The sequence below is a fragment of the Sphaerisporangium rhizosphaerae genome, from assembly GCF_042665155.1.
Lineage (GTDB): Bacteria > Actinomycetota > Actinomycetes > Streptosporangiales > Streptosporangiaceae > Sphaerisporangium > Sphaerisporangium rhizosphaerae.
The window spans coordinates 1-18,069 of sequence record NZ_JBHTCG010000024.1 but is presented as its reverse complement, the minus strand read 5'-3'; the positions used below and the strand labels follow the sequence as shown (position 1 = coordinate 18,069).

Genomic DNA, 18,069 nt, shown 5'->3' with positions numbered 1-18,069 from the left:
GTCGTCAGGCTTGATCGGCGACGGACGGACCGGGCGGCTCCAGGCCATCGCGACGGAGACCGGACGAACCGGAGACACAGCCGGACCGGGCGACGCAGAGGGCCGGGTGACACAGGCGGACCAGGCGATCGGCTACTGGGGGTCCAGCGCTTCCAGGTACGACAGTTGCGCGCGCACCGACATCTCGGCCGCCGGCCACAGGCTCTCGGGGACCTCCGCGTAGACGACCCGCACGATCTCCTCCGGTGTCCGGGCGCCCTCGCGGCGCGCCCGCCGGATCTGGTCCAGGCGCTCACGCCGGTGGGCGATGTAGCCGTCCAGGGCGGTGACCGGCTCGGGGAGCAGCGGCCCGTGGCCGGGCAGCAGCGCCCGTGCCGCCACGATCTCGGCGCCGGCCCGCAGGCGGTCGAGGCTGCGCAGGTAGTCGCCAAGGTCGCCGTCAGGGGCGATCACGGTGGTGCCGCGGCCGAGGACGGTGTCGCCGGTCAGCATGGCCGCGTCGGCGGGCAGCCAGAAGCACAGGGAGTCGAACGAGTGGCCCGGCGTGCCGATCACCCGCAGTTCCAGATCTCCGGCCGTGACGACGTCGCCGTCACCGAGCCCCTCGTCCCCCAGAACGTGCCGGGGATCGAGCGCGCGGACCCGCGCGCCCACCATCTCGGCGAACCGGCGGGCGCCGCCGCTGTGGTCCTCGTGGCCGTGCGTGAGCAGGATGGCCTCGACCCGCCGCCCGGCGAGGTGACCGGCCACCCGCCGCAGGTGCGCCTCGTCGTCGGGGCCTGGGTCCACGACCAGGGCGCCGGACGCGCCCGGCTCGGCGATGACCCAGGTGTTGGTGCCGTCGAGCGTCATGGGAGAGGCGTTGGGCGCCAGGACGTTGGTGGCCCGCGCCGTGCCGGCCCCGTCCAGCCCGTCCACGGGGATTGGGAGACCGCTCATGGCAAACGATAATCCTCATCCGGTATGACCAGCCACATCTCGCCGTCCACCTCGGCGGCCCGCGGCTGGAAGGTCACGATCTCACGCTCGCAGGCCAGGACGGCCTCCACCTCGGCGTAGTCGGACATCTCGGTCAACGTGCGGAAGGTCGGCGGCATCAGCAGGATCTCGCCGTTCCTGGCCCGCTCGATCGCCCCGGCCGGGCGCAGCCATGCCACCTCGTCGGCCTCGCCGCCCACGTCGCGGGTGCGCTGGCCGGGCGGCATCGCGGCCACGAAGAAGCGGGTGTCGAACCTCTTGTGCTCGACGTCCGGCGTGATCCAGTGGGCCCAGGGCCGCAGCAGATCGGCGCGCAGGACCAGGCTCCGCTTGTTCAGGAACTCCGCGAGCGACAGGCGCCGATCGATCAGCGCCTCGCGGTCGGCCTCCCAGTCGTCGCCGGTGGTGTCGGCGACCACCGTGTCGGGGCTGGGCCCGGCCAGCAGCACCCCGGACTCCTCGAAGGTCTCGCGCACGGCCGCGCAGACCAGGCCCCGCGCGGTCGTGGTGTCGGCGCCGAGCAGCCGGCCCCATGTCTCGGGCGCCGGACCGGCCCAGGCCACGGCCTGGTCGGCGTCACGCGGATCCACCGACCCACCGGGGAAGACGTACGCCCCCGCCGCGAACGCCATGCTCGCCGCCCGCCGCAGCATGTAGACCTCGACCCCACCGGCCGAACCCGCCCCGCCCGGACCGCCCACCTCGTCATCGAGCCGCGAACCACCGCCGGACGAACCGGCAGCAGGCGAACCGGCAGCAGGCGAACCGGCCAAGGACGAACCACTGCCCAACGAAGCAGCCGCAGACGAACCACCGGCGGGCGGGCCGCCGGGGCGGAGGAGGACGACGGTGGCGGCGTCCCTGGCGGGCACCGGGGCGAGCCGCCCGGACAGGATCGCACGGGCGCGCTCGCCGAGCGCTCCAGGGAGCGGGATGCCGTTCATGCCACCTCCGTGGTACGCGGCCGGCTCCATGGTCCAACCGAACGGAACTCGGCCGGACCATGGTGACACGGGCTATCGGACTTCGGCGATGAGCTCCACCTCGACCGGGACGTCCAGCGGGAGAGCGGCGACGCCGACGGCGCTGCGCGCGTGGACGCCCGCGTCGCCGAAGACCTCGCCGAACAGCTCACTGGCCCCGTTGACGACCTTGGGCTGGTCGGTGAAGCCGGGGGCGCTCGCCACGAAGCCGACGACCTTGACGATGCGCACGATGTTCCCCAACCCGCCCGCGGCCTGCGCCGCGGCCGCGATGCCGTTGAGCGCGCACACCCTCGCCTGCCGCTTGGCCTCCTCGAGCGTCACCTCGGCGCCGACCTTGCCCGTGGCGCCCAGCTTGCCGTCCTCCAGCGGGATCTGCCCCGAGACGTACACATAGTCGCCCGTGCGGACGGCGGGCACGTACGCGGCCAGCGGCTTGACGACCTCGGGCAGGGTGAGCCCGAGCTCCTTCAGACGCTCCTCGGGCGTGCTCACGCCTTCTCCCGCTTCATATAGGCGACAAGCTGCTCCGGGTTGGGACCCGGGATGACGGTGACGAGCTCCCAGCCGTCCTGCCCCCAGTTGTCGAGGATCTGCTTGGTGGCATGGGTCAGCAGAGGGACCGTCGCATATTCGTAGCGCTTCATGGTGGCACTGTAGACGGGCCGGACCAGTCCAGGCGGCCCGGCCGCCACGGTTGTGGACAACTCCGCCGCGGACGGCCGCCCCTGTGGACGACCGGCCGCGCGGCAGTGTGACCTGCGTCCCAGGTGCGCCCTGAAGAGGGCGGACGGCGAATCGAAAAGTGACCGTTGGGTAGCCTTCGGAGGGTGAGCGCTCGCGACACCGATTGGGACGGCGTACGACTGCACGTCGTCACCGGCAAGGGCGGCACGGGCAAGACCACCGTGGCCGCCGCGCTGGCCCTCGCCCTGGCGGCGGGCGGCAGGAAGGTGCTGCTGGTCGAGGTCGAGGGACGCCAGGGCATCGCCCAGGTCTTCGACATCCCGCCCCTGCCGTACGAAGAACGCAAGATCGCCGTGGCCCCGGGCGGCGGTGACGTGTACGCCCTGGCCATCGACCCCGAAGAGGCCATGCTCGAGTACGTCGAGATGTTCTACGGGATGCGCAGGGCCGGCAAGGCACTCAGCAAGATCGGGCTGGTCGACTTCGCGACGACCATCGCCCCCGGGCTGCGCGACGTGCTCGTCACCGGCAAGACCAGCGAGGCCGTGCGCCGCCGCGACAGGGCCGGCAGGCGCGTGTACGACGCCGTCGTCATGGACGCGCCGCCCACCGGGCGCATCACCCGCTTCCTGAACGTGACCAGCGAGGTGGCGGGGCTCGCGCGCATCGGCCCGGTGAAGAACCACGCCGACCTGGTCCGCGGGGTCGTCGCCTCGCCCGAGACGGCCGTCCACTTCGTCACCCTGCTGGAGGAGATGCCGGTCCAGGAGACGCTGGACGGCATCGAGAGCCTGCACGAGGCCGAGCTCCCCGTCGGCGGCGTCTTCGTCAACATGGTCCGGCCCGAGCTGCTGCCCGAGGCGACCCTCGACGCCGCGGCCGACGGAGGCGTCGATCCCGGCGAGCTGGCCCTCGGGCTCAAGGCCGCCGGGCTGGCCGAGGGCGCCGCCGGCGCGTCCGAGATCGCCGAGGCGCTGGCCGCCGAGGTGACCGAGCACGCGCGGCGCACCGCCCTCGAACGCCGCGAACGGGAGTCCCTGGCCCTGGCCAGGACCCCGCAATACGAGCTGCCGCTCCTGCCCGAGGGCGCCGACCTCGCGGGCCTGTACGAGCTGGCCGAGGCGCTGTGCTCCCAGGGAGCGGCGTGAAACCCTCTCCGGGCACCTCGGCGAAGGCCTGCGCACCTGTGAACTCTCGCCCAGGGGGGACCCTCACATGACCGCCTCCACCGCGGCCGCCACCGGCCATCCCGGGGACGCGCCGCGCCACACCTCGCCGGTCCTGCACATGGACGCCGTCCTGGACGATCCGCACACGCGCATCGTCGTGTGCTGCGGCTCGGGCGGCGTGGGCAAGACCACCACGGCCGCGGCCCTCGGGCTGCGGGCCGCCGAACGAGGCCGGCGCGTCGTCGTGCTGACCGTCGACCCGGCGCGCCGGCTGGCGCAGTCGATGGGGCTCACCGAGCTGGACAACACCCCGCGCCCGGTCGCCGGGGTCGAGGGCCCCGGCGAACTGCACGCGATGATGCTCGACATGAAGCGGACGTTCGACGAGATCATCGAGGCGCACGCCGACCCCGAGCGCGCCCGGCAGATCCTGACCAACCCCTTCTACCAGTCTCTGTCGTCCAGCTTCTCCGGCACGCAGGAGTACATGGCGATGGAGAAGCTCGGCCAGCTCCGCCGGTCGGACGAATGGGATCTGATCATCGTCGACACGCCGCCGTCCCGGTCGGCACTGGACTTCCTGGACGCGCCGGAGCGGCTCGGCCGCTTCCTCGACGGGCGGCTCATCAGGATCCTCATGGCCCCGGCCAAGGCAGGGGGCAGGAGCGCGTTCAAGCTGCTCAACGCGGGGTTCGGCCTGGTGGCGGGCGCGATGACCAAGATCTTGGGGGCGCAGTTCCTCAAGGACATCCAGACCTTCGTCGCCGCCCTCGACGCCGTCTTCGGCGGGTTCCGGCAGCGGGCGGAGCAGACCTACCGTCTGCTCCAGGCTCCCGGCACCGCGTTCCTCGTCGTGGCCGCGCCCGAGCGGGACGCGATGCGGGAGGCCTCGTACTTCGTGGAGCGGCTGGCCGAAGAGAGCATGCCCCTGGCAGGTCTGGTGATCAACCGGGTGCACCGCTCATCGGCGCCGTCCCTGTCGGCCGCACGGAGCACCGCGGCCGCCGAGGACCTGGAGTCGCGCGGCGAGCATGAACTGACGGCCGCCGTGTTGCGGCTTCACGCCGGACGCATGCAGCTCGCCGCGCGGGAGCACCGGGAGCAGGAGCACTTCGCGTCGGCCCACCCCACGGTGCCGATCGCCGAAGTGCTCGCGATGCCGGAGGACGTGCACGACCTCGCGGGCCTGCGCGAGATCGGCGAACTCCTCGCCTCCTGATGTCGTCCGGCGGCGTGCTCCACGACCGTCCGGACGACGCTTCGATCGCCCCCGATGAGATGACTGAGGGGGGCCGTGACCAGCCCCCCGGCGCCTTGGTGGGCCCGGGGCGACCGCCCCGGCCCCTGAACTCAGCCGGCGATCAACTCGTTGGTCCGCTCGTACTCTTCCTTCGCGACCTCCAGGAGGTCACGCCATGAGGTGACATCCGGCCGGCGCCTCAGCAACGCACGCCGCTCTCGCTCGGTCATCCCGCCCCAGACCCCGAACTCGATGCGGTTGTCCAGTGCGTCCGCGAGGCACTCCGTACGGACCGGGCACCCTCGGCAGATGAGTTTCGCCCTGTTCTGGGCGGCACCCTGCACGAACAACGCGTCAGGATCCGCACCTCGACAGGCGGCACGGGAGGTCCAATCCGTGATCCACATTTCGACCCCACTCCCCTATAGGTGGTCAGTCGTCACTTGGCGGCCGACGGGCGCGGGCGTCGAGCCTCCTTATTCAGTTGCCGCAGAGGAGAACGTACGCAACCAGACGTTGGGACCGACAGACCCCGGGCGGGTCAATTTCCCGCATGGTCATGTCAGGCCATGTGGCCGGGAATGACTAGTCCTCCCCTCGCCGGGTAGCGCCCGAGTCAATGCGAAATGGACTTTGGGTACCTATTGAGTCAGTGGTTCGACATACCCTTGGTCTCGTGCGAGCTCAACGCAAGGGTCTGGGATCCGTAGTAGCGAACCTGGTGCGGCTCATCGCGGCCGCCGTCGCCGCGGGCGTGCTCGCCGCGGCCGTCGCGCTGCCCACCGTCGGCGGGGCCGGCATAGGGGTCAAGAGCGCCTCCGACGTGCTCAATCTCAAGCCCGAAGACCTCAAGGAGCCCGATCTCCCGGAGAAGACGGAGATCAAGGACTCCAAGGGCAAACTGATCGCACAGTTCTACTACCAGAACCGCGAATCGGTGCCGCTGGACAAGGTGGCCCCGGTCATGCGGCAGGCGATCATCTCCATCGAGGACTTCCGCTTCTACGAGCACGGCGCCCTCGACCTGGAGGGCTTCGCCCGCGCGATGATGAAGAACTTCCAGTCGGGCGGCGTCTCCCAGGGCGGCTCCTCGATCACCCAGCAGTACGTCAAGCAGGTGCTGCTGAACAAGGCGGAAACCAAGGAAGAACAGCTGGCGGCCATCGCGCCGACGGTCTCGCGCAAGCTCAACGAGCTGCGCTACGCCATGGGCATCGAGAAGAAGTACACCAAGGACGAGATCCTCGAGCGCTACCTCAACATCGCCTATTTCGGCGCCAGCGCGTACGGCATCCAGGCCGCGGCCAAGCGGTTCTTCGACAAGCCCGCCTCCAAGCTGAACCTCGAAGAGGCCGCCACGCTCGCCGGAGCGGTGCAGAACCCCAACGCCACCGACCCGAACCTCGGCAAGCAGCACAAGGCGGCCCTGCTGGCCCGCCGCAACACCGTCCTGGACCGCATGCTCGAGCTGAAGAAGATCACGGCCGAGCAGGCGACGGAGGCCAAGGCCAAGAAGCTCGTCTTCAAGGACAAGGACATCCCGGGCGGCTGCGAAGAGAGCAAGTACCCGTACTTCTGCATGTACGTGCAGAACGAGATCCGCAACGACCCGCAGTTCGGCAAGACCCAGAAGGCCCGCGAGGAGTTCCTCAACCGCGGCGGCCTGACCATCAAGACCACGCTCGACACCAAGATGCAGAAGGCCGCCGACAAGGCCATCAAGAAGTGGGTCTTCGCCTCCGACAAGCCCGTCGCCGCCGAGGCGCTGGTCGAGCCGGGCACCGGTGAGATCAAGACCATGGCCGCCAGCCGCAAGTACGGCCGGAGCAAGAAGAAGAACCAGTCCACCTACAACCTGGTCGCCGACGCCGCGCACGGCGGCGGCACCGGCTTCCAGGCCGGTTCCACCTTCAAGGTCTTCACCCTCACCACGGCGCTCAAAGAGGGCATGAAGTTCCACGACGGCATCAACTCCGGCAGCAGCTTCCAGGCCAACGGCTACAGCGACTTCAAGAACTGCAAGGGCGAGAACGTCGGCGACCCGAGCCACGTCGCGCACAACGCCGAGGGCGGCGGCGGCTTCAAGACGCTCCAGACCGGCACCTGGGGGTCGGTCAACACCTTCTTCCTCGCCCTGGAGAAGAAGGTCGGCCTCTGCGACGTGGTCAAGACCGCCAAGGACCTCGGCATCAAGCGCTCCGACGGCGGCAAGCTCCAGGAGGTCGAGACCTTCACCCTCGGCGTCAACGAGATGGACCCCGTCACCGTGGCCAGCGCCTACGCCGCGCTCGGCGCCCGGGGCAAGTACTGCGAGCCGATGGCGATCACCTCGATCACCGACCGCACCGGCAAGACCACCGACTTCAAGCCCTCGTGCAAGCAGGCCATCGACGAGAAGGTCGCCGACGCGGTCTCCGGCATCCTGTCCGGCGTGTTCACCAAGGGCACGATGCGCGGCGTCGGCGGCATCGGCCGGGACGCGGCCGGCAAGACCGGCACCACCGACGGCGAGATGACGGCCTGGTTCGCCGGATACACCCCCGACCTCGCCGGCGCGGTCAGCCTGGGCGACCCGCGCGGCTCCTACACCCACCCGCTGCGCAGCATCACCATCGGCGGGCGCTACTACAGCGAGGTGTTCGGCGCCACCATCTCGGGCCAGATCTGGAAGGCCACGATGCTCGACGCCCTGTCCGACATCGCGCCCTCGTCCTTCACCCCGCCGGACATGAGCCGCTTCGGCGGCTGCAGCGGCGGCTGCGCGCCCAAGCCTCCGAAGGACCCGATCGAGAACAACGGCACCGGCTACCCGGTGCCCGACGACCACAAGCCGGACCCGAACCTGGGCGGTCCGGACAACAACCGCGGCAAGGGCAAGCGCGGCGGCGGCAACCGCGGGGCCGACATCACCCCCGTCACCCCCGTGCTGCCCGGCAACTGAGCCGCCGGCGATCCCTCGAAGCGCCCTCCCCGGGTCACCGGCGGAGGGCGCTCCTCATCTCGGATCTCACTCAGGAGGCCAGCCGGGCGCGGACCGCCTGCGCCACCCGGCCGCCTTCGGCGCGGCCGGCGACCTTCGGGTTGAGGACCTTCATGACCTGCCCCATGGCCTTCGGACCCTCGGCCCCGCTCTCGGCGATGGCCTCCTGGACGAGCCGGTCGAGCTCCTCGTCGCTCAACTGCGCCGGGAGGTACTCCTCGAGCACGGCGTGCTCGTCCTGCTCCGCCCGCGCCTGCTCGGCCCGGCCGGCGCCCGCGAACGCCTCCGCGGCCTCCCGGCGCTTCTTGGCCTCCCTGACCAGGACCTTCACCACTTCGTCGTCGCTGAGCTCGCGCGCCGACCTGCCCGCGACCTCCTCGGTGCTGACGGCGGCGAGGGCCATGCGCAGCGTCCGGGTCCGCACCTCGTCACGGGCCTTCATCGACGTCGTGAGGTCGGCCTTCAGCTTGTCCTTCAAAGCACTCATGAGCACCATCTTGCCGTGTCCCCGCACCACGATCACCGCCATTTCCCCGCTCCCCCGTCAAGCCTCGCCCAGCACGGGCCCCCACGGTCCGCACTCGGACATCGGCGAGCACCAGGGACCGGGCTCGGGCATCATTGAGGGGTGAGGAAAGCTGCCGCGGTACCCCTGTCCCTGCTCGGTCTCGGCGTCGCCGGGCTCGGCTACGCCTCGGTGATCGAGCGAAACTGGTTTCGGCTCCGCCGTTTCGACGTGCCGGTGCTCGCCCCCGGCCAGCGGCCGGTACGCATCCTCCAGATCTCCGACCTGCACCTCACCCCAGGGCGCACCCGCCTGATCAACTGGGTCAGGTCCCTGGACGCGCTCAACCCCGACCTCGTGGTGAACACCGGCGACACCCTCGCCCACCCCGACGCCGTCCCCGCCTACCTGAGCGCCGTCGAGCCCCTGCTGTCGCGCCCAGGCCTGTTCGTCTACGGGTCCAACGACCTGTACGCCCCCCGGCCCAAGAACCCCGCCCGCTACCTCTGGAGCTCCTCCAAGGGCCCCAAGCAGTCCGTCCCCAACCTCCCGTGGCCCGAGCTCGGCGCGGGCATGACCGCCGCGGGCTGGCTCGACATGAACAACACCACGGCGCGGGTCAAGGTCGGCGACCTCGACGTGCACGTGGGCGGCATCCACGACTCCCACATCAACCGCGACCGGTACGACGAGATCGCCGGCCAGGCCCCCGCGGACGCCGACCTCCGCCTCGGCGTGATGCACTCCCCCGATCCCGCCAACATGTCCCGCTTCGCCGCCGACGGCTACCAGCTCCTGCTGGCGGGCCACACCCACGGCGGCCAGCTCTGCATCCCCTTCTACGGCGCCCTGGTGACCAACTGCGGCATCGACCGCGCCCGGGTGAAGGGCCTGCACCGCCACGACTCGGCCTGGCTCCACGTCTCCGCCGGCCTCGGCACCTCCCCCTACGCCCCGGTCCGCTTCGCCTGCCCCCCCGAGGCCACCCTGCTCACCCTCGTCCCCCGCCGCCCCGGCCACTCCTGATCTTCCAAACCCCCTGCCCGCTCGGCCGGATCTGGATGACGCACCTAGTGCCAAAGTCCGCTAGACTCATGCGAGCACGAACAACCCGCTCGTGCACCGGGGTGTAGCGCAGCTTGGCAGCGCGCTTCGTTCGGGACGAAGAGGCCGTGGGTTCAAATCCCGCCACCCCGACCCAGCTCAAAGGCCACTTGCGATCATCGCAAGTGGCCTTTTTGATTTTCGGTCCGCAGTCCGGCCAGGGCGAGGCCGTGCCTATCCCTGGCAGAGTGTGGCCGACTCGCGAACCGGGCGCGAATACTGTGAGCCATGAACAGCAGACGACAGCTGGGGGAGTTCCTCCAGACACGGCGCTCTCAGCTGCGACCCGAGGACGTGGGGGTGGCCACCTACGGTGACCGCCGCCGGGTCCCCGGGCTGCGCCGGGAGGAGCTGGCGCTGCTGGCCGGTGTGAGCGCGTCGTACTACTCACGGCTGGAGCAGGGCCAGGCGCTCAACGCCTCGCCCGACGTGCTCGATGCGCTGGCCCGGGCCCTGCGCCTGGACGAGGCGGAACGCCGGCACCTGCATGAACTGGCCGCCGGGGGCCGCCGCCGAAGCGCCGTACGTCGTACCGCGCCCGAGCGGGTCAGTCCCGCGACTCGTCAACTGGTCGCAGTGCTCGGTGACGTGCCCGTGCTGGTGCTCGGCCGGCGCGGTGACGTGCTGGAGTGGAACACGCCGGGCCACGCCCTGTACGCCGGTCATCTGGCCGGGGAGGCCCCGGACACACCCGGGCGGCGGCCCAACATGGCCCGCCTGGTGTTCCTGGACGAGCACACTCGCGACCTGTACGCCGACTGGCCCGCGAAGGCCAGGGGCGTCGTGGCGACCCTGCGCACGGCCTCCGGCCGCCATCCGGACGATCCGCTGCTGACCGCACTGGTCGGAGAGCTGACCGTCAAGAGCCAGGAGTTCGCCACCATGTGGGCCGATCACCGCGTCAAGACCGGCGCTGACGCGGTCTACGAGATGCGGCACCCGCTGGTGGGCACCATGCGCGTGACCCAGCAGACCCTGCGGACCACCGATGACCAGGCGGTGGTCGTCGCCACGACCGAACCCGGCTCGCCCTCGCACGCGGCGATGACGCTGCTCGTCCACAGCGTGCTGACCGGGCAGGCGTCCCGGCGCACCCGAATCACCAGCTGACCTCGCACGTTCCCCAGGCGCTCCTACCGGAGCGCCTGATGCCGCACGCCTCAAGGAGACAGGACCAGTTATGCGCACGAGATTGCTCGCCCTCGCGCTCGCCGCCGGCATCGGCTTGATGACCGCATCGCCGTCGAGCGCCGCGACGTCCCGGATAGCGGTGCACTTCGATCTGGCGAAGGGCCAGCAGCCGGAGAACATCGCCCTTGCCCCGGACGGCACGGCCTATGTCACCTTCGCCGCCGCCCGTCAGGTCGCCGCGATCAGCCCGGAAGGCACGATCCGGATCCTGGCCACCCTCCCCGCCCCGGCCGACGGCGGCGCACCCGCCCTCGGGTTCCCCCTGACCACCGGCATCGTCCGCACCGCCGACGGCACGCTCTATTTCCTGTACGCCAGCGGCGACCCCGCGACCACCGGCCTTTACCGGTTGCGTCCCGGCCGGCAACCGCAGCGCATCGCCGCGCTGCCGGCCAACGGCCTGCCCAACGGCCTGGCCTATGACGAACCGGCGAAGACCTTCTACCTGACCGACTCGGTCCTCGGCTCCATCGTCACGGTCCCCCTGCACGGCGGCTCCGCCCGGATCTGGTCGTCGGCACCGGAACTCGCCGCGGCCGGATTCCTCGGCGCCAACGGGATCAAGGTACGGCACGGCGCGATCTGGGCCACGAATCTCGACCAGGGCACCCTGCTCCGAATCCCGATCAGGCAGGGGCGCCCCGGACCCGTCCAGGTCAAGGCCACCGGCCTGGCCGGCATCGATGACATCGCCTTCACCGGTGGCGAGGACGACCAGGTCATCGCGGCCCTCAACGCCCCGAACAAGGTGGTGCGCATCGGCACCGACGGCCGTACCGTCACCCTTCTCACCGCCGGACTCCAGAACCCCACCTCGGTGGCGGTACGCGGCCGGACCCTCTACGTGCTCAACGCCGCCTACATCACCGCTACCGACCCCAACCTGATCCTGGCCACCATCGGAGCGTCCCATGCGTGAGATCGAGTTCGGTGACGTCATCTGGGCCGGCATCTGTGAACCGGCCAGGCGGATGGCCGACTCCATCATCACCAGCCAGTCGGCGGAGATCGGCACCACGAGGAAGCTCCTGAGGTAGAACCGGCGAGCCAGGTTCGGCCCGGCAGCGTGGGCAGGGTGGCGCTCGACGTCGTCCGCGTCGCTCAGGGAGGCTTCTTGAGGGGCCGTCATGCCCCGGATGCCGTCACAACCATTCTCAGAAGGGCCCCGAACCCGTCTTTGAGTGAGAACGAGTTCTGCGAACCGGAACGGCGCTTCGCGGTCGCCGGGCCGTCACTTTTGATCTTGCTCGGGCAAAGGGCCGTTTGTGCGAATCAAGGTGGGGGTGCTCGTGCGGCTTCGCAGACCTGCCGTCTCGCTCGCCCTCATCGATAGAGTCGCCAAACCTTAATGAGTACAGCGTTTGCCTATAGGTTGTAGGTAGATGCATACTGGACATAGACGTACTGAGAGTAGGTGATGGTTGTGGTTCGGGCAGGACTGAGCCCGGAGCGGCTGGCGCTCGCTGGTGCGGAACTCGCCGATGAGGCCGGTTTCGACCAGGTGACCCTGTCCGCGCTCGCCCGGCGTTTCGACGTGAAGCCGGCGAGCCTGTACGCGCATGTGAAGAACTCCCGCGAGCTCAAGACCCGGATCACGCTGTTCGCACTGGAGGAACTCGCCGACCGGGTCGCCGACGCCGTGGCCGGGCGCGCGGGCAAGGACGCCCTGACAGCCTTCGCGAACGCCTACCGGGACTACGCCCGGGCGCACCCCGGCCGGTACGAAGCAGCGCGGTACCGGCTCGACCCGCGGACTGCCGCGGCCAGCGCCGGCGTCCGGCATGCACAGATGACACGGGCGATCCTGCGCGGCTACGACCTGGCTGAGCCGGACCAGACGCACGCGGTCCGCATGCTGGGCAGCGTCTTCCACGGCTATGCCTCCCTGGAGGCGGCCGGCGCTTTCGACCACACGGACGTCGCCGCTCAGCAGTCCTGGGCCTGGACCTTGGACTGCCTCGACACCGCATTGGGGAGCCGGTCCACCCCCTGACCGGCCGCCCCACCCCAGAATCAAAAGTTTGAGGCAATGAGCACCGAACAGAACCTGATCACCACCCCCATCACCGCCGACTACCTGCGCGGGCACCTCGACGTGGAAGAGACTGCCCACGGCCTGCTGCCGCACCGGCTGCCTGCCTGGGCGCGCCGCCAGATCCCCGACGACCTGCTGGCCGTGGCCGAGGCCCAGCCCTCCGGTGTCCGGCTGGCCTTCCGTACCAGCGCCACCACCATCCGCCTGGAGACCCTGCCCACCAAACGCGTCTACCGGGGCTTCCCGCCCCTGCCGGACGGCATCTACGACCTCCTGGTCGACGGCCGCCTCACCGCCCAGGCCACCGTGGACGGCGGGAACCTGCGCACCATCACTGACATGCAGACCCAGACTGCGGAATTCACCCCGGGCCCCACCGGCACCGCCCACTTCACCGACCTCCCCACCGGCGAGAAAGACATCGAGATCTGGCTCCCGCACGCGGAGATCACCGAGGTCATCGCCCTGCGCACCGACGCCCCCGTCGAGCCCGCCCCGGACAAGGGGCAGCGGGTGTGGCTGCACCACGGCAGCTCCATCAGCCACGGATCCAACGCCGTCTTCCCCAGCACCATCTGGCCCGCCCTGGCCGCCTCCGCAGGCGATGTGGAGCTGATCAACCTCGGATTCGGCGGCAGCGCACTGGTCGACCCGTTCACCGCCCGCGCGATGCGCGACACCCCCGCAGACCTGATCAGCCTCAAGCTCGGCATCAACGTCGTCAACAGCGACGCCATGCGCCTGCGCGCCTTCACCCCCGCCATCCACGGCTTCCTCGACACCATCCGCGAGGGCCACCCCACAACCCCCTTGCTCCTGGTCTCCCCCATCCTGTGTCCGACCCACGAGAACACCCCCGGACCTCTGATGCCGGACCTCTCCAGTGGAACCCTGAAGTTCAAGGCCACCGGTGATCCGGCCGAGACCGCCGCCGGACGGCTGACGCTCACGATCGTCCGCGACGTCCTGGCCGACACCGTCAAACAGCGGTCCGCCGAAGACCCCAACCTCCACTACCTCGACGGACTCGACCTCTACGGCGAGAGCGACCACGACGAGTTCCCCCTGCCGGACGCGATCCACCCCAGCCCCGAAGGACACCGCCGCATCGGCGAGAACTTCGCCAAGCTCGTCTTCGCGAACAACGGGCCCTTCGCCATCACGACCGGCTGACCCGGATAACCCGTGCCCGGCGGGGAGAGCGTGATGGCTGGCTCCCCCGTACCGCACCACCCCGTAGGCGAACAGGACTTGGCCACACATTCCGGGGCTATGCCTCCTAGTCACCGTCCTCGGGTGCGTCCGGATCGCGGAAGGGTCGCAGTCCCTGGCCTGGGCCGCTGGCGGTGATGTTGAAGAGGTACCGGCCCAGGAAGTTGATGTGCCGGTCCTTGAGCGGGGAGAGCCGGGCGGCGTCCTCGTCCCTGATGTCGTGCCCCTCGGCGCGGAGCCGAGCCACAGCGGCGTCCAAATAGCGGGTGTTCCACAGGACCACGGCGTTGAGGACCAGCCCCAGAGCGGCCAACTGGTCCTCCTGGCCTTCGCGGTACGCCTGGCGGATCTGGCCCCGGCCGCCGTGCGCCGCGGCCGCGTAGCGGCCTTTCGATCGAACCCTCCGGTCTCCGCGGACGTGGTCGATCGGAAAGGATGGTACGAAGCCGTTGAGGTCGCGCCGGGTGACAGCGCGGGTGAGCGTCGAGAAAGCGAGGTGTGCGCATGAAGCGTCCGCCGGCGTCGGCCGGAATGCTGCTGTTGGCGATGGTGGCGGCGTGCGGAGGTCAAGGGTCGACGAGCACGCGGACGGGGCCTGCCCCATCGGCATCCCAGCCGGCGCCATCGACATCTCGGTCGGCCCCATCAGCCTCTCGGCCTGCCCCATCAGCCTCTCGGCCTGCCCCATCGGCCTCTCGGTCGGCCGCCACTCCCGTGAGGGGCTATTCGTACGAGCTACGGAAGAGCGACATCCCTTGGCGTGGCGCTGGAGATCCGTACAACGCCATGGTCGGACTGGGCGACGGGCGGCGGGTGGCCATGCACTACCGGCGTGGTAAGGGGCTCTATGAGCAGCACTCCGACCCGGGGGCCGGCGGGTGGACGAGGCCGAGCCTGATCTACGGCACGACCACCGAGGCGTGCCAGGGGATCCGGTTGCGGGCTTTCGGCGAGACCGTCACGGCCACGGCGGACTTCGGCCGCTACTGTTCGGACGGCGAGCCGCCGATGGAGTCCATCGCGGCCGTGGGGGTGGGGAACCTGCGCACGTGGGATCACCACCTTACGAGGAGCTTCGACGGCTGGGAGAAGGTCTCGGCGGTCGATGGCGGGAAAGAGATCACCTTCAGACGCGGGTCCTCCACGCTGCGCTGGAGCAGGTCCGGCGGGTTCTCGAGGTGAGACGCCGTGCCGGGGCGGCGACTTCGTGAGTTCGTCTGGCGACACGTGACGGTCGACGCCTCTGGTGATGCCGGCGCACCCCCTGAGCTCGTACATGGATAAGGCGGGCTCGGTCTGCGCCGAGCCCGCCCGTCCAGTTCCATCCGGGGCCTGATCGCGTGCCGTGGGGAGGCTCACCGCCAAGGCGCGTGCCTTGGCGGTGAGCGTCCGAGAGCACTCGGCCGGACCGGTGTCAGGTGGTTACCGCTGGAGGGTCAGCAGGCCCGGGCGGTAGGGCAGCAGGCCGTAGTCGACGCCGTTGGAGCTGGGGCTGCGGCCTTGGTAGAGCAGTTGCAGGTTGCAGGGGTCGACGGTCTTGGTCTGGTCGGGGTTGTTGCGGACCAGGTCACCGTGGCTGATGTCGTTGGTCCAGGTGGCGCCGCTGTTGGCCTTGCCGGCGAAGGGGTTGCTCTCGCTGGCGGCGTTGGGCGTCCAGGAGCCGCTGAGGCTGTCGGCGGTGAAGGACCGGAAGTACCGGCCCTGCGAGCCGATCGCCTCGACGATCATGAGGTACTTGTTCTGGTTCTGCAGCTTGTAGACCTCGACCGCCTCGAACAGGTTGTTGGTCGAGTCGCTCATGATCTGGGTGTAGTTGGAGCCGAAGCTGCCCGGGAAGTTGCCGATGGGCATGCTGGAGCGGTAGATCTTGCCGTTGTCGCCGGCGAAGAACAGGTACATGTTCTGGCCGTCACCGATGAGCGTCTGGTCGATCGGCCCGGTGCCCGAGCCGGAGATGCTCGCGGTGGACAGTGTCTGCTGCGCCGACCAGCCGTTGGGGTTGGTGGGGTCGCTGGAGGTGCGGTAGGAGAACGCCGTGCCGCCCCACTGGTAGGTCAGCACCCAGATGTTCTTGGGAGCGAAGTAGAACAGCGTGGGCGCCACGGTGCCGGAGTTCATCTTGGTCTGGGTGGCCGAGCCCATGTCCGACCAGTTGGTGAACGTGCTGAAGCCCATCGAGCCCCAGCTGGAGCCGTTGTCGTGCGTGGTGGCGTACACCAGGTGCTTGCCGTTGTAGACCACGTTGGTGAAGTCCTTCAGCGACACCCAGCCCGACTTCGGCTGCGCCAGCGCGCCCGTCGACGTCCAGCGGTACGACGAGGGCAGGTTGCACGTGCCGGTCGGCGTCGGCGTGGGGGTGGGAGTCGGCGTGGGCGTCGGGGTGGGAGTCGGCGTCGGCGTCGGGTTCGGGGTCGGGGTGACCGTCGGCGTCGGCGTCGGCGTGGGAGTGCCGGGGGTGCCGGTGCACTCCACGCCGTTCAGGGAGAACGACGTGGGGTTGGGGTTGCTGCCGGTCGCCGAGCCGTTGAAGCCGAAGTTGACGCTGCCCCCGGAGGGGATGGCGGCGTTGTAGGAGACGTTGGTGGCGGTCACCGACGAGCCGGACTGCGTCTGGGTGGCGTTCCAGATCTGGGTGATGCTCTGACCGGCGCCGAAGGACCAGGTCAGCCGCCAGCCGTTGACGGCGTCACCGAGGTTGTTGATGGTGACGCTGGCGCCGAAGCCGCCCGGCCAGTTCGAGCTGACGGTGTAGTCGACCCGGCAGGCGACGGCCGCCTGGGCGGGCTGGGTGCCCACCAGGCCGGCTCCGGCCAGCAGGACCGGAATGGCGCCGATCATCAGGCCGCGGCGCGCGGCCCGCCGGGGCGGCGCCGCGGTCGTGGCGGCGGAGGGGCGCGGTGATCGCGCTCGCCAGGGCAGACGCATCTGTATTCTCCTCATCATCTTGTCCGGCCCCCGTCAGGGGCTGGTGCAGGTGGCGGTGGGGGTGGCCGCGGTACCGTTCGCGGTGAACCCGAAGGTCGTGGAGGCGCCGGCGGCGACGGAGCCGTTGTAGGCGGCGTTACGCACGGTGACGCTGGACCCGGACGTGCTCTGGGTGCCGCTCCACAGGCTGCTGATGCTCTGCCCGCCGGGCCAGGTCCACCGCACGGTCCATCCGCTGAGCGCCGCGCTGCCCGCCTGGACGGTCACCGTCGACTGGAAGCCACCCGGCCAGCTGTTGGTCGTCGTGATCGTCGCGACGCATCCGTCCGGCACCGGGGTCGGCGTCGGGGTCGGCGTGGGCGTCGGAGTGGGGGTGGGCGTCGGAGTCGGAGTCGGCGTGGGCGTCGGCGTCGGCGTCGGCGTCGGCGTGGGTGTGGGGTTGGGGGTGGCGTTGTTGAGCGCGTTCAGGACGGCGTCGTAGGCGGGCTTCTTGTTGCTGCCGCTGAACAGCAGCGGGGTGTCACCGGAACGCCAGGAGTCCTGGTCGCGCACGCCCCACACGGTGATGCCCGCGCAGCGCGACACCGCCAGGCAGTCGTTGACGATGGCGGCGTAGGTGGTCGCCGAGGCGCCTTGGACGTCCAGCTCGGTGATCTGCACGTCCACGCCGAGGGCGGCGAAGCTGGAGATGGTGGTGCGGTAGTTGGAGTTGTAGGCGCTGCCGCTGTTGAAGTGCGACTGCAACCCCACACAGTCGATCGGCACACCCCGCGCCTTGAAGTCCTTGACCATGTTGTAGACGCCTTGGGTCTTGGCCCAGGTCCAGTTGTCGATGTTGTAGTCGTTGTAGCAGAGCTTGGCGGCGGGGTCGGCGGCGCGCGCGGTGCGGAACGCCACCTCGATCCAGTCGTTGCCGGTCGACTGCAGGTTGCTGCTGCGCCGCCCACCGGAGTTGCCGTCGGCGTAGGCCTCGTTGACCACGTCCCAGGCGTAGATCTTGCCCTTGTAGTGGCCCACCACCCCGTTGATGTGGTTGATCATCGCATTGCGCAACGCGCTG

General features: G+C 70.0%; 18 protein-coding genes, 1 tRNA gene and 1 pseudogene. 11 read left to right on the top strand and 9 right to left on the bottom strand.

The annotated features are described in order from the left end of the window. Positions 1-132: 132 nt before the first annotated feature. The 4 genes from ACFQSB_RS28145 to ACFQSB_RS28130 all read right to left on the bottom strand — a co-directional run bounded on the left by ACFQSB_RS28145 (position 133) and on the right by ACFQSB_RS28130 (position 2,608). A complete protein-coding gene (locus ACFQSB_RS28145) occupies positions 133-939 on the bottom strand; it encodes an MBL fold metallo-hydrolase (RefSeq protein ID WP_380829918.1) in 807 nt (268 codons plus the stop codon). Continuing rightward, on the bottom strand, positions 936-1,922 hold the full coding sequence (locus ACFQSB_RS28140) for an NUDIX hydrolase (RefSeq protein ID WP_380829917.1): 987 nt from the start codon (positions 1,920-1,922) through the stop codon (positions 936-938). Before ACFQSB_RS28140 ends, ACFQSB_RS28145 begins: the two co-directional genes overlap by 4 nt. Positions 1,923-1,994: 72 nt before the next feature. Next, a complete protein-coding gene (locus ACFQSB_RS28135) occupies positions 1,995-2,456 on the bottom strand; it encodes a RidA family protein (RefSeq protein ID WP_354837647.1) in 462 nt (153 codons plus the stop codon). After that, a complete protein-coding gene (locus tag ACFQSB_RS28130) occupies positions 2,453-2,608 on the bottom strand; it encodes a DUF4177 domain-containing protein (RefSeq protein WP_248962398.1) in 156 nt (51 codons plus the stop codon). The genes ACFQSB_RS28135 and ACFQSB_RS28130 overlap by 4 nt, the downstream gene beginning before the upstream one ends. A gap of 183 nt (positions 2,609-2,791) precedes the next feature. Between ACFQSB_RS28130 and ACFQSB_RS28125 the strand changes: the two genes are divergently transcribed. Next, on the top strand, positions 2,792-3,796 hold the full coding sequence (locus ACFQSB_RS28125; protein WP_380829916.1) for an ArsA-related P-loop ATPase: 1,005 nt from the start codon (positions 2,792-2,794) through the stop codon (positions 3,794-3,796). A 139-nt stretch (positions 3,797-3,935) separates the two neighbouring features. Next, the gene (locus ACFQSB_RS28120; RefSeq protein ID WP_380830000.1) at positions 3,936-5,036 is read left to right on the top strand and encodes an ArsA family ATPase; all 1,101 of its coding nucleotides are present in this window, start codon (positions 3,936-3,938) and stop codon (positions 5,034-5,036) included. Between the two features lie 131 nt (positions 5,037-5,167). On the opposite strand, the gene ACFQSB_RS28115 is transcribed toward ACFQSB_RS28120, so the two are convergent. Beyond that, on the bottom strand, positions 5,168-5,464 hold the full coding sequence (locus ACFQSB_RS28115) for a WhiB family transcriptional regulator (protein ID WP_114029663.1): 297 nt from the start codon (positions 5,462-5,464) through the stop codon (positions 5,168-5,170). A gap of 269 nt (positions 5,465-5,733) precedes the next feature. Between ACFQSB_RS28115 and ACFQSB_RS28110 the strand changes: the two genes are divergently transcribed. Continuing rightward, positions 5,734-7,998, top strand: coding sequence for a transglycosylase domain-containing protein (locus tag ACFQSB_RS28110; protein WP_380829915.1), 2,265 nt, complete (start codon positions 5,734-5,736; stop codon positions 7,996-7,998). Between the two features lie 70 nt (positions 7,999-8,068). Here the strand turns inward: ACFQSB_RS28110 and ACFQSB_RS28105 are convergent, their stop codons facing one another. Beyond that, complete coding sequence (locus ACFQSB_RS28105; protein WP_380829999.1) at positions 8,069-8,524, bottom strand: GatB/YqeY domain-containing protein; 456 nt, start codon at positions 8,522-8,524, stop codon at positions 8,069-8,071. Positions 8,525-8,665: 141 nt separating this feature from the next. Between ACFQSB_RS28105 and ACFQSB_RS28100 the strand changes: the two genes are divergently transcribed. From ACFQSB_RS28100 to ACFQSB_RS28070, 7 genes are all read left to right on the top strand, one after another. Then, positions 8,666-9,568 carry a metallophosphoesterase gene (locus ACFQSB_RS28100; protein ID WP_380829913.1) on the top strand — a complete coding sequence of 301 codons (903 nt, stop codon included), beginning with the start codon at positions 8,666-8,668 and terminating at the stop codon, positions 9,566-9,568. Between the two features lie 97 nt (positions 9,569-9,665). After that, positions 9,666-9,739 (top strand) — tRNA-Pro (locus ACFQSB_RS28095). Between the two features lie 135 nt (positions 9,740-9,874). After that, a complete protein-coding gene (locus tag ACFQSB_RS28090; RefSeq protein WP_380829912.1) occupies positions 9,875-10,756 on the top strand; it encodes a helix-turn-helix domain-containing protein in 882 nt (293 codons plus the stop codon). Positions 10,757-10,826: 70 nt separating this feature from the next. Continuing rightward, entirely contained in the window at positions 10,827-11,756 is a 930-nt protein-coding gene (locus ACFQSB_RS28085) for an SMP-30/gluconolactonase/LRE family protein (RefSeq protein ID WP_380829910.1), read from the top strand. Next, positions 11,749-11,874, top strand: a complete 126-nt coding sequence (locus tag ACFQSB_RS28080) for a hypothetical protein (RefSeq protein WP_380829909.1) — start codon at positions 11,749-11,751, stop codon at positions 11,872-11,874. Before ACFQSB_RS28085 ends, ACFQSB_RS28080 begins: the two co-directional genes overlap by 8 nt. A 386-nt stretch (positions 11,875-12,260) precedes the next feature. Next, positions 12,261-12,830 (top strand): TetR/AcrR family transcriptional regulator, encoded by a 570-nt coding sequence (locus tag ACFQSB_RS28075; RefSeq protein ID WP_380829998.1) that lies wholly within the window; start codon positions 12,261-12,263, stop codon positions 12,828-12,830. Between the two features lie 36 nt (positions 12,831-12,866). Next, positions 12,867-14,045 carry a GDSL-type esterase/lipase family protein gene (locus ACFQSB_RS28070; protein ID WP_380829908.1) on the top strand — a complete coding sequence of 393 codons (1,179 nt, stop codon included), beginning with the start codon at positions 12,867-12,869 and terminating at the stop codon, positions 14,043-14,045. Positions 14,046-14,151: 106 nt separating this feature from the next. Here the strand turns inward: ACFQSB_RS28070 and ACFQSB_RS28065 are convergent. After that, a pseudogene (locus ACFQSB_RS28065) lies at positions 14,152-14,478 on the bottom strand (Tn3 family transposase); the annotation flags it as partial. Positions 14,479-14,870: 392 nt separating this feature from the next. Between ACFQSB_RS28065 and ACFQSB_RS28060 the strand changes: the two are divergent. Continuing rightward, positions 14,871-15,266 carry a hypothetical protein gene (locus ACFQSB_RS28060; protein ID WP_380829907.1) on the top strand — a complete coding sequence of 132 codons (396 nt, stop codon included), beginning with the start codon at positions 14,871-14,873 and terminating at the stop codon, positions 15,264-15,266. Positions 15,267-15,506: 240 nt separating this feature from the next. Here the strand turns inward: ACFQSB_RS28060 and ACFQSB_RS28055 are convergent, their stop codons facing one another. Together ACFQSB_RS28055 and ACFQSB_RS28050 are read right to left on the bottom strand one after the other, a co-directional pair. Continuing rightward, entirely contained in the window at positions 15,507-17,009 is a 1,503-nt protein-coding gene (locus ACFQSB_RS28055) for a non-reducing end alpha-L-arabinofuranosidase family hydrolase (RefSeq protein ID WP_380829906.1), read from the bottom strand. A gap of 33 nt (positions 17,010-17,042) precedes the next feature. Continuing rightward, the coding region (locus tag ACFQSB_RS28050) for an endo-1,4-beta-xylanase (RefSeq protein ID WP_380829905.1) at positions 17,043-18,069 on the bottom strand (1,027 nt) is incomplete at its 5' end.